This is a genomic window from Alteromonas antoniana (assembly GCF_019249295.1).
Taxonomy (GTDB): domain Bacteria; phylum Pseudomonadota; class Gammaproteobacteria; order Enterobacterales; family Alteromonadaceae; genus Alteromonas; species Alteromonas antoniana.
On record NZ_JAESDH010000051.1, the window covers coordinates 1 to 10,688 of the forward strand.

The following is a 10,688-nucleotide window of genomic DNA, read 5'->3' on the forward strand; positions in this document are numbered from 1 at the left end:
AGAGTACCACCAACAGGCAGTTGATCTCTTCTCACCGTTTAACCATGAGTGGTGCACTTATTATCTGAATTCGGGGCTTACTATCAACGACCAGAGAAGCTGCGTCATCCGTTGATTTTCTATTATGGCCACACCGCGACATTTTTCATTAATAAGTTAATTCTGGCGAAAATCGTCAATGAGCGAATCAACGCTCGCTTTGAGTCCCTGTTTGCTGTCGGTGTTGATGAAATGAGTTGGGACGATCTTAATGATACGCATTATGACTGGCCCACCGTAGAGGAAGTACGTGAGTACCGGCGGCAGGTAAAAACGCTGATGGTCGACCTGATAAAAACACTCGACTTTTCAATGCCGATTGAATGGGACAGCCCAATGTGGCCTGTTGTCATGGGCATTGAACATGAGCGCATTCATCTGGAAACCTCATCGGTTCTGATCCGGCAGCTTGACCTTTTATATCTGCACCCCGGTGATCAATGGCCAGCGTGCAAAGACGTGGGCCCGGCACCACAAAATACGCTGATTGAGGTTTCCGGTGGTACGGTCAGACGCAACAAGACGAAGCAGACTGATTTATATGGATGGGATAACGAGTACGGCCTGGAGCATCAGGAAGTTCCGTCGTTTAAAGCCAGTCAGTACCTCGTGTCAAATGGGGAGTTTCTGGCGTTTGTAAACGATGGCGGTTATAGCGAATCACGTTGGTGGCTTGATGAAGGCAAGGCATGGCGTGACTACACGCAGGCTGAACATCCTACATTCTGGCGTAAGACAGACACCGGCTTTGTTTATCGCACCCTGCTTAGCGAAATCCCGCTTCCGGAAGACTGGCCGGTGGATGTGAACTACCATGAAGCAAAAGCGTTTTGCCACTGGTTGAGTAACAAAACGGGAAAGCAAATAAGACTTCCCAGCGAACACGAGTGGCTGCGTTTGCGAGATGAAAGCGGACTTGATGCAACACGCTATTATGCGTCGGCGAACATTAATCTGTCTGATTGTGCGTCATCTGTTCCTGTTACACGTTATCAGCATGGACAGTTTTTCGATGTGATAGGTAATGTCTGGCAATGGACCGAGACGCCTATTTATCCCTTGGAAGGCTTCGAAGTACATCCTCTTTATGACGACTTTACTACGCTAACGTTTGACAACAAGCACAACCTCATAAAGGGTGGGAGCTGGATTTCCACCGGGAATGAGGCAACCCGCGACAGTCGTTATGCATTCAGACGCCATTTCTTTCAGCATGCAGGCTTTCGTTATGTCGAATCAGATTTTGATGTAAAAGTATCCGACCCCGATTACGAAAGTGATACGCAAATTTCACAGTATTGCGAATTTCATTATGGACAGACCTACTTTGGGGTACCTAATTTCCCCAAGCGGTGCGCAGAAGTCTGTCTTGAATTTACACAAGACCTGCCGCGCAATAAAGCGCTGGATCTGGGCTGTGCAGTAGGGCGCGTGGCTTTTGAATTATCACCGCATTTCAAACATGTTGATGCACTGGACTTTTCCGCCCGCTTTATCAAAACCGCCATAGCGATGCAGGAAAATAAACAGCTGCAGTATACGCTTATTGATGAGGGTGAGTTGACGTCATTTCACTTACAGCGCCTTTCCGCACTAGGGCTGGGTGAAGCCGGTGCTAATATTCACTTTATGCAGGGTGACGCGTGTAACTTAAAGCCACAATATACCGGTTACGATCTGATATTTATGGGCAACTTGCTCGATAGGGTTTACAGTCCGAGAAAGCTGCTGGAAACCGTTACTGAGCGTCTCAATACTGGTGGTATTCTGGTTGTATCATCTCCTTTCACCTGGCTGACAGATTATACTGAACGTGATGAGTGGCTGGGTGGCTATAAAGAGGATACCGGGGAAACGTTAAGCTCTACTGACGCGCTTGAAAATCAGTTAAAAGCGCACTTCGTACCGTTGGCAGAACCGTTTGACATACCTTTTGTTATTCGTGAAACAAAGCGTAAATTTCAACACAGCCTATCAGAGTGCAGAGTTTTTCAGAAAAAGGGATAAATTATGTTTGCAGAACGAAGCACAAGTCAGGCTCTGAAGTATCAGCGAGAGGCCGCCCCGGGGAATTGTAAGCATGAAGATCCGTTATTTTTGTGGATCGCAGATATGGATATTCCACCCTCTGACACGGTAATTACGGCCATTAGTGAGTTTTTACATAGCGATACGTTTGGCTATGCAGATATTGATATCAGTAGCAGTGTCCGGCAGTGGTATCAGCGTCGGGATACAGAATTATCCACTGACTGGTTATTACCGCTACATAGCGTGGTAAGCGGTGCCATTACCGCGGTGCGCACGTTTACCTCACCAGATGACAAAGTCATGGTGTTCGCGCCGACCTATGGCCCTCTTTATAATGCAGTGGTTTCCAGTGAACGCCGCCCGGTAGTGATCGACTGGGCTAAGGGTAACATTGATGAAAAGCGGCTTGATCCGGACGCGAAGGTGCTTTTGATTTGTCATCCGAATAACCCGGATGGGATTGTACTCAACCATCAGCAACTGACCATGCTGAGCGAGTTTTGTGAGAAACACGATATTCTCATCGTTGCCGATGAAGTCCACGCTGATCTGGTTTTCGAGGGGCCTGCAATACCCGCATGGTTCGATCTTTATAAAAAAAGCATTACGCTAAACAGTGCTTCAAAGTCATTTAACCTGTCCGGGATCCCGGCTTCTGCGTATGCGATCATACCTGATGAATCGATTCGCAAGCGTTTCGCACGGGTCATCGCGCGCACTCACCTTGACTCAGGCCCTGTAGCCAGAGTTGCGCTTAATGCCGCATACCAGAGCGGTGGTAAGTGGTTTGACAATACCTTGTCTTTGCTAAATGAAAACCGGGAATTACTGCGAAGCCTGTTTGCCCAGCTTTTACCCGAAATCCCGGTAACAATGGGGAACGCGACTTACTTCGCCTGGCTCAATTTGAATAAATACGGTGATGAAAAAGAGGTACAGGCCAGGTTGGATGACATCGGTGTGGTGTTATCACCCGGTAGCGAATTTCAATACCCTGGGTATTTCCGGTTAAATTTTGCGGTGTCGCCAGAATTGCTTCATAAAACCGTGGATCGACTCTCACAAGCGTTCTAAAAATAAGAACGATAGCTAAATTAAAATGAGATATTGTTCCTTAAAATCGATTTTATAATAGCGCTATACTTTTTATAGCGAGAAACCTGATGGATTATATCCGGCGAGCCAGTGAGAGGGGACGCGTAAACATGGGCTGGTTGGACAGCCAGCACTCGTTTTCTTTTGGTCACTACTTTGACGCTGAACATATGGGGTTTTCTGTACTCCGTGTTATCAATGATGACGTGGTGAAACCAGATTTTGGGTTTGATGAGCATGGACACAGAGACATGGAAATCATTTCTTATGTTGTGTCCGGCTCACTGGCGCATAAAGACAGTAACGGTAATGACTATGTGGTTCCTGCTGGCGACATCCAGCGCATGAGCGCTGGCACTGGGATCCGGCACTCAGAATATAATCCATCCAAAACCGAGCCGGTTAATTTTCTTCAAATTTGGGTAATCCCGGAAAAGACCGGTATCACGCCATCGTATGAGCAAAAAACCATTGCTGCTACCTCAACTCTGACGCCGTTGATTAATCCTGCCGGGAGCCAGGGAGCACTATCCATTAACCAGCATGTCGCTATACATAAGCTGGTTTTGAAAAAGGGGGAGTCGTATACCTTCAGTACTGACCAGCGGTGGGGTTACCTACACCTTATTCACGGTCTGGCAGAGGCAGAAGGAATATCGTTTAGTGCGGGAGACGCCTTCGGTTTGAGGCAGCTCAGGGACGTCACGATCACCGCTAAATCAGAGACCGAGGCGTTGTGGTTTGATCTCCCGGCCGGGAAGGGTTAGTCCGCGTTTTTCACCCAGTTGCCGCTATCACTTTTGTGATAGCTTTGCTTTACTGCCGACCAGGCAACTTTAAACGCCACTTCCTCGCGGCTATCGTCTCCGTCTCTGTCTGCCGGGTCAGCATATTCGTCATAAGCGTTATTGTACGCCGCCAGAAAAATGTCCTGCGCATGCTTAGGTAATGCACTGGTAACCGAGTCAGGTAAATCTGACCGTGTATCGTAGGGCATTCTCGCCTCCATTCATTTGACATAATTGACATAGGTTACGGGGTTAATCGCCAGACTGTTCATATCTCAACCACTTTACATTAAATTTAGACTCTATCGGCTTCTGTGCTTCACTCCAGTCATGCGCGTGGTATTATGGGAAAGCGTATACACCTGTATTCTAATAATGAAAATAAACTATTCAGAGAGCCCTCAACGTGATTAAGATTATCCTGGCAGATGACCATGACTTGGTCAGAACGGGGATCCGCCGTATTCTTGAAGATGTAAAAGATTTTTCAGTTGTTGCTGAAGCAAAGAACGGCGAGGAAGCCGTTCAGCATTGCCGTAAAAATGCGCCGGATGTGGTGTTGATGGATGTGAATATGCCAGGCATTGGTGGCCTTGAGGCGACCAAGAAAATCGTGCGCATGTCGGAAAATACCCGCGTTATTTGTCTGTCCATGCATAAAGAACATCCTATACCTTCGCAGGTAATGCAGGTGGGATCTTTTGGTTTTCTTACCAAAGACGCCGAGCCGGAAGAAATGATTAATGCTATCTACAAGGTCGCTTCAGGACAAAAATACCTGCCCTCTGAAATTGCACATAACATTGCGTTAAGTCGCTTGGCGCCGGATAGCGATAATCCTTTCGATACGCTTTCCAGCCGTGAATTAAATATTGCTATGCGTCTGACGCGCGGACAGAAAGTGCCGGAAATTGCAGACGAGCTCAGCATTAACGCGAAAACCGTGAATACTTATCGCTATCGTATGTTTGATAAGCTTGGCGTCACTACCGACGTGGAACTAACGCATCTGGCGTTACGTCATAAACTTATCGATCCTAATCTGTTGTAAGGAAATAATGACCGAGTTCGATTCGTCAGCATTTCTTAAAAATCTTACCCATCAGCCTGGTGTGTACCGTATGTACAACGACCAGGCTGAGGTGATTTATGTAGGGAAGGCGAAAAACCTCAAAAAGCGTGTCGCCAGCTATTTCCGCATGCAGGTTGATAGCGCGAAAACCCGCTCGCTGGTGAGTCAGATCGCCGATATGGATGTGACTGTTGTTAACAGCGAAACGGAAGCCTTCCTGCTTGAAAACAACTTCATAAAAAAATACAAACCGCGTTACAACGTTCTGCTTAGAGACGACAAGTCCTATCCTTTCATCTTTCTGTCTGCGCACGAACACCCCAGATTATCCTTCCACCGCGGGCCGCAGAAGAAAAAAGGCGAATACTTTGGTCCGTACCCAAGCGCCTGGTCAGTCAGAGAAAGTCTGCGCTCGATGCAGCGAATATTTCCTGTCCGGCAATGTGAGGACAGTTACTACCGTGCTCGCAGCAGACCGTGCCTTCAGTATCAGATGCAACGTTGCAGTGCGCCTTGCGTAAAAGGATATGTGTCTGACGAGGAATATGCTGAACAGGTGAATCTGGCAAGAATGTTTCTTAAAGGGAAAAACCAACAGGTTATCGGCACTCTGGTGGAAAAAATGGAGTACGCCAGCGAGGCGTTAAATTTTGAAGCGGCAGCCCGCTACCGCGATCAGATAAATGCGCTGAGAAAAGTACAGGAACGTCAATGGGTGTCCGGTACACAGGATGAAATGGATGTGTTTGGCTTTGCCATACGCGGGAATATGGCCTGCATACAGGTTATGTTTATTCGAGACAATCAGTTGCTTGGTAGCAAATCGTTTTTTCCTAAAGTGCCAAGTACAGCTGATGAGCAGGAAGTCTTTGAATCGTTTTTTCTGCAGTTTTATCTTGCCGGCAATAAAGTCATTCCCAAGCAAATTGTGGTATCGCATACGTTTTCTGATGAACAGGCTATTGCTGATCTTCTCAGTAGTGAGGCAGGTTACCGTGTAAAATTCTATCGTGGTGCCAGAGAGGAGCGTCGCCGCTATCTGGAGCTTGCGCAAACGAACGCGCAGACGTCGCTTGAAGCACAATACAGTCAGCAAAAGTCAGTGCATGCGAGGTTTCTTGATCTTGAAAGTGCACTGGAACGGGATTTGCCAATTCAGCGTATGGAGTGTTTTGATATCAGCCATACGTCAGGACAGCAGACCGTGGCTTCCTGTGTGGTATTTAATCGTGAAGGCCCTCTGAAAAGCGACTACCGCCGATACAATATTGAGGGGATCACTCCGGGTGATGATTATGCCGCGATGGCCCAGGCACTAAAACGGCGTTACAAGACAGTAGAAGATGTTCAGAAAATACCTGACATTTTGTTTATTGACGGCGGGAAGGGGCAACTTGCCCAGGCGGAAGGTTTCTTTGAAGATTGGCCGGATGATAAAAGACCGCTTCTGATTGGTGTGGCTAAGGGCACCAGTAGAAAGCCGGGTCTGGAAACATTGATTATGGCATACTCTCATGAAACACTGCAGTTAGAGAGCCATGCTCCCGGACTACATCTTATTCAACACATTCGGGATGAATCTCACCGTTTTGCAATAGCCGGACATCGAAACCGACGCCAGAAAGTCAAAACGACATCCAGTTTAGAAGCAATTCCGGGAATTGGTGCAAAGCGCCGCCAGTCGTTACTAAAATACATGGGCGGATTACAGGGGCTGAAACGAGCCAGTAAAGACGAAATCGCCAGTGTGCCAGGCATAAGTGCCGAGCTCGCTGAAACAATTTACGACCATTTGCACCATTAGCCGGAATTCGGCCAACAGGACCAGATGCAAGTAGCAGCATTTTTACAGAGAAGTCATCATGTGGACCATTCCTAATATTATTACCATGTTCCGGGTTGTACTCATTCCGGTGTTTGTCATTGTGTATTTTCTTGACTGGAAATGGGCGCATGAGGCTGGCGCTTTTATCTTCTGGCTGGCAGCTATTACCGACTGGTTTGACGGTTACCTTGCCAGACGATTACAGCAAAGTACGCCGTTTGGTGCGTTTCTGGACCCGGTTGCGGATAAACTTATCGTTGGCGCGGCGCTGCTAATGATCACTCATAGTTATGCTACGGTCTGGATAACTATTCCTTCTATTTTACTGTTAGTGCGTGAGATTTACGTTTCAGCCCTGCGTGAATGGATGGGGCAGCGGGGATTGAGTGCTACCGTTAAAGTGTCATTTATCGGCAAAGCCAAGACCACAGCACAAATGCTGGCACTAATCGGATTATTATCTGGGCTCGAATATTTCATGGGCTTGCCGATTTACTGGGTAACACTTGGCTACATTCTTCTTTATATTGCCGCTGTGCTTTCTGTGTGGTCGATGGTCAGCTACAGTCGGGCGGCATGGCCACATCTGAAACCGTCGGTAACAGAAAAGCAGTGAGTAAGCCTTAAACAAAATGGATAAAAATACTGCAAACAAACTGTAAATGCGTGTTTTCGGTGTTTTTTCCCCGTTTTACATATTGACAGATCAGGTGGTGCAGGTAGAATGCACCCCACATTTGAGGAAGGGGACTTCTTCAAATTATTTTACATGAAGTGTTTGTAAAATTACGCGGGAATAGCTCAGCTGGTAGAGCATGTACCTCGTCACGAAGTGATTGCCATTTTGGCAAGGTCTTCGGAGGTGATAGCTTACACGGTGAGTCCGCACAAAAAGTTACGCGGGAATAGCTCAGCTGGTAGAGCATGTACCTCGTCACGAAGTGATTGCCATTTTGGCAAGGTCTTCGGAGGTGATAGCTTACACGGTGGGTCCGCACAAAAAGTTACGCGGGAATAGCTCAGCTGGTAGAGCACGACCTTGCCAAGGTCGGGGTCGCGAGTTCGAATCTCGTTTCCCGCTCCAAACATCAACGTAACGATATACATTATCGATACGTAGAGTGTGAAATCGCGACACGTCGCGACCGGTTCCCGGCGAGATACAAATCTCGTTTCCCGCTCCAAACATTAACGTAGCGATATACAAAATCGATACGTTGAGTGTGAAATCGCGACACGTCGCGACCGGGTATCCGGACAGAGAACATTCTCTTTTTTCACTCTACAATTCGGCGGAATGGCAGAATGGCTATGCAGCGGATTGCAAATCCGTGGATCTCGGTTCGACTCCGGGTTCCGCCTCCATCTTCACTGCGAAAGCAGTAATGCAGGGACCAACCTGACACCTGATGCCGATAACGGCATACCCGATGCCCGGGTGGTGAAATTGGTAGACACAAGGGATTTAAAATCCCTCGCTGGTAACAGCGTGCCGGTTCAAGTCCGGCCCCGGGCACCATTTCCTTATTTCATAATATTCTATAAACGTTTTTAATCCTGAGAAATCATTGATTTAACAGTGTTTTGGATATACTTGAACGTTTATGAATGTTTGCAACATTCCAGAATTTTAGTAACACTCAACGTAACAACAACAAAATGTTACTTAAACGGTGTTACAAAAACATGCCACGGAATGTAACCGGACTCAACGCAATCCAAGTAAAACAGGCAAAACCGAGAGACAGGGAATACAACCTGGCTGATGGTAAAGGTCTCGCTTTACGTGTTAAACCCAATGGCTCAAAGCTTTGGATATTCAACTATACCCGCCCGCACACCAAAAAACGAAGTAACATTGGTTTCGGCCCTTACCCTGAAATCTCATTAGCGGAAGCCAGAGAGGAGCGCGAACGCTGCAGGAAGCTTCTCGCCCAGGATAAAGATCCGAAAGAACACAAAGACAACGAAAAGGATAGGGCAGCACAATCCGCTGCAGCTACCTTTGAAGCTGTTGCCCGTAAGTGGTTTGTCGTTCATTCCAGCAAGGTCGCAGAAGGCACCATGAAGAATATCAAGCGGTCCTTCAAAAACGATATCTTTCCGCACATAGGCAAAGTTCCCATTGAGCGCCTGACCGCCCCTAAAGCGATTGAAGTGATAAACGCCATTGTTGAACGTGGTAGTCACGAAATTGCGCGTAAGGTAGCCAGGAGGATGAACAGCGTAATGACCTATGCGGTTAACGCCGGTATCGTTCATCATAATCCCCTGGTAGGCATTAAAGAGCTTATCCCCAGTACGAGAGTAAAGCACCAACTTACCTTGCCACCTGAAGAACTGCCGGACCTGATGAAAGCACTCAGATATTCATCAGCGAAGATCACCACGCGGTGCCTGATAGAGTTTCAGCTACATACGATGGTACGCCCGGGTGAAGCAGCTGAGGCGAGATGGTCAGAAATAGATTTTAAAGAAGCAATATGGGCGATACCTGCCGACCGCATGAAAATGGACCGGCCACACTTGGTACCGCTTTCTCCCCAGGTTATTGACTTACTCGAGCTGATGAAGCCGATCAGCTTTCATCGAGAATACATTTTTCCTTCCCACATCGACCCGAAACGGCCGGCGAACAAGCAATCTGCCAATAAAGCATTACGGGATATGGGATTCAAAGGTCGCTTAGTGGCTCATGGGCTGAGGGCGCTTGCCAGCACTACGCTCAACGAACAGGGCTTTGATCATGACGTTATTGAAGCTGCGCTGGCCCATAAGGACGAAAACGAGGTGAGGGCGGCATACAATCGTGCGCAATATCTAGAGCGTAGACGAACAATGATGGAATGGTGGTCGCAAAAAATCGGAGAAAACCCATGAAAAAACTGTTTATAAAAAAGCTAGAAGATATGCCAGCATGGTTTAGTAATGATAATTACACCATATTCGACGACTTTTCACTTGAAGATTTATATAGAGAAATTCAGTCCAGAATATCAATAGACTTAGCGATAGATTTTTTCGTAGAAAACAGCAATGAGTCTGACTATAAGTCAATAGAAGAGCATGGGGCCTTTGAGTGGAGGGCATATAAGTCCATTTTGTCTGGCTCGCCGATGCTTTCAAAACTATCATATGATAATGGCGAAAACTTTGAGTGTTTCAGTTTAACTGACCATCTAATTGATGGGCAATTATCTTCCTATTACCAATACGGTGTGAGAATGATGGGAGCGGGGGAACTGAGACACCTTAACGGGAGGCTTGAGGAAAAGTGCGGTCCAAGTGAATATGTCGATGATTTCAACATGGAGCTCTTGGATTTTAGGAAGTACCATTTGCCTTTAGCCCATTTATTAGGTGAGGACGATATATCTAGGTCTAGCCAAGTCCCTATCGTACTTGATTTAGCAAGCTTTACGGACAAAGAGATAGTGGCTGGCGTGAAAGATCTACTGTCTAACATTAGGAAGCAACTGTCCATTGCTACGCCTGATAAGAACCGAGTGTGGGAAGCTGATAGAAATAAAATATTGGAACGTAAGGTTTTGCAAATATTAGATCTAAGGCTGTGGGAGAAATATGAAGGAACTAAAATAAAGAAGAGCGTTTTGATTGTTGCTCTGTATCCAAGTGGCGAAATAGGCGAGTCTGATTTCGACGCGACAGTAAATCCATTCATTAAGAAATTAACTTCAGACAACGTAATATTACCCCTAAAAATTTAGAAGATTTTTTTTGGGGGTAAAATAAATATATATCCCGAATTCAGATAATAAGTGCACCACTCATGGTTAAACGGTGAGAAGAGATCAACTGCCTGTTGGTGGTACTCTGT

9 protein-coding genes and 3 tRNA genes are annotated in these 10,688 nt (G+C 46.7%); 11 read left to right on the top strand and 1 reads right to left on the bottom strand.

What is annotated here, in order from left to right:
* The first annotated feature begins 51 nt into the window (after nt 1-51).
* The 3 genes from ovoA to JKP77_RS21690 all read left to right on the top strand — a co-directional run bounded on the left by ovoA (nt 52) and on the right by JKP77_RS21690 (nt 3,932).
* Entirely contained in the window at nt 52-2,046 is a 1,995-nt protein-coding gene (gene ovoA / locus JKP77_RS21680; RefSeq protein WP_338024905.1) for a 5-histidylcysteine sulfoxide synthase, read from the top strand.
* 3 nt (nt 2,047-2,049) lie between these two features.
* Entirely contained in the window at nt 2,050-3,144 is a 1,095-nt protein-coding gene (locus JKP77_RS21685) for a MalY/PatB family protein (RefSeq protein ID WP_218313270.1), read from the top strand.
* 89 nt (nt 3,145-3,233) lie between these two features.
* A complete protein-coding gene (locus JKP77_RS21690; protein WP_218313271.1) occupies nt 3,234-3,932 on the top strand; it encodes a pirin family protein in 699 nt (232 codons plus the stop codon).
* Here the strand turns inward: JKP77_RS21690 and JKP77_RS21695 are convergent.
* Nucleotides 3,929-4,162: a ChaB family protein gene (locus JKP77_RS21695; protein WP_218313272.1), complete on the bottom strand. Its 234-nt coding sequence runs from the start codon at nt 4,160-4,162 to the stop codon at nt 3,929-3,931. The genes JKP77_RS21690 and JKP77_RS21695 overlap by 4 nt on opposite strands.
* A gap of 197 nt (nt 4,163-4,359) precedes the next feature.
* On the opposite strand from JKP77_RS21695, the gene uvrY reads away from it, so the two are divergent.
* From uvrY to JKP77_RS21735, 8 genes are all read left to right on the top strand, one after another.
* Complete coding sequence (uvrY, locus tag JKP77_RS21700; RefSeq protein WP_218313273.1) at nt 4,360-5,004, top strand: UvrY/SirA/GacA family response regulator transcription factor; 645 nt, start codon at nt 4,360-4,362, stop codon at nt 5,002-5,004.
* Nucleotides 5,005-5,011: 7 nt separating this feature from the next.
* A complete protein-coding gene (uvrC, locus tag JKP77_RS21705; RefSeq protein ID WP_218313274.1) occupies nt 5,012-6,829 on the top strand; it encodes an excinuclease ABC subunit UvrC in 1,818 nt (605 codons plus the stop codon).
* 58 nt (nt 6,830-6,887) lie between these two features.
* Complete coding sequence (gene pgsA, locus JKP77_RS21710; protein WP_218313275.1) at nt 6,888-7,466, top strand: CDP-diacylglycerol--glycerol-3-phosphate 3-phosphatidyltransferase; 579 nt, start codon at nt 6,888-6,890, stop codon at nt 7,464-7,466.
* Between the two features lie 392 nt (nt 7,467-7,858).
* Nucleotides 7,859-7,934, top strand: a tRNA-Gly gene (locus JKP77_RS21715).
* A gap of 207 nt (nt 7,935-8,141) precedes the next feature.
* Nucleotides 8,142-8,215: transfer RNA gene (locus JKP77_RS21720), tRNA-Cys, on the top strand.
* Nucleotides 8,216-8,282: 67 nt separating this feature from the next.
* Nucleotides 8,283-8,369 (top strand) — tRNA-Leu (locus JKP77_RS21725).
* 89 nt (nt 8,370-8,458) lie between these two features.
* A complete protein-coding gene (locus tag JKP77_RS21730) occupies nt 8,459-9,730 on the top strand; it encodes a tyrosine-type recombinase/integrase (RefSeq protein WP_246601333.1) in 1,272 nt (423 codons plus the stop codon).
* Nucleotides 9,727-10,578, top strand: coding sequence for a DUF6387 family protein (locus JKP77_RS21735; protein WP_218313276.1), 852 nt, complete (start codon nt 9,727-9,729; stop codon nt 10,576-10,578). Before JKP77_RS21730 ends, JKP77_RS21735 begins: the two co-directional genes overlap by 4 nt.
* Nucleotides 10,579-10,688 lie beyond the last annotated feature (110 nt).

Bases quoted from the DNA above. Each gene is read 5' to 3' on its own strand.
- JKP77_RS21685 (WP_218313270.1), top strand. From the start codon at position 2,050: ATGTTTGCAGAACGAAGCACAAGTCAGGCTCTGAAGTATCAGCGAGAG.
- JKP77_RS21730 (WP_246601333.1), top strand. From the start codon at position 8,459: ATGTTTGCAACATTCCAGAATTTTAGTAACACTCAACGTAACAACAAC.
- JKP77_RS21735 (WP_218313276.1), top strand. From the start codon at position 9,727: ATGAAAAAACTGTTTATAAAAAAGCTAGAAGATATGCCAGCATGGTTT.
- pgsA (WP_218313275.1), top strand. From the start codon at position 6,888: ATGTGGACCATTCCTAATATTATTACCATGTTCCGGGTTGTACTCATT.
- uvrC (WP_218313274.1), top strand. From the start codon at position 5,012: ATGACCGAGTTCGATTCGTCAGCATTTCTTAAAAATCTTACCCATCAG.
- JKP77_RS21695 (WP_218313272.1), bottom strand. From the start codon at position 4,162: ATGCCCTACGATACACGGTCAGATTTACCTGACTCGGTTACCAGTGCA.
- JKP77_RS21690 (WP_218313271.1), top strand. From the start codon at position 3,234: ATGGATTATATCCGGCGAGCCAGTGAGAGGGGACGCGTAAACATGGGC.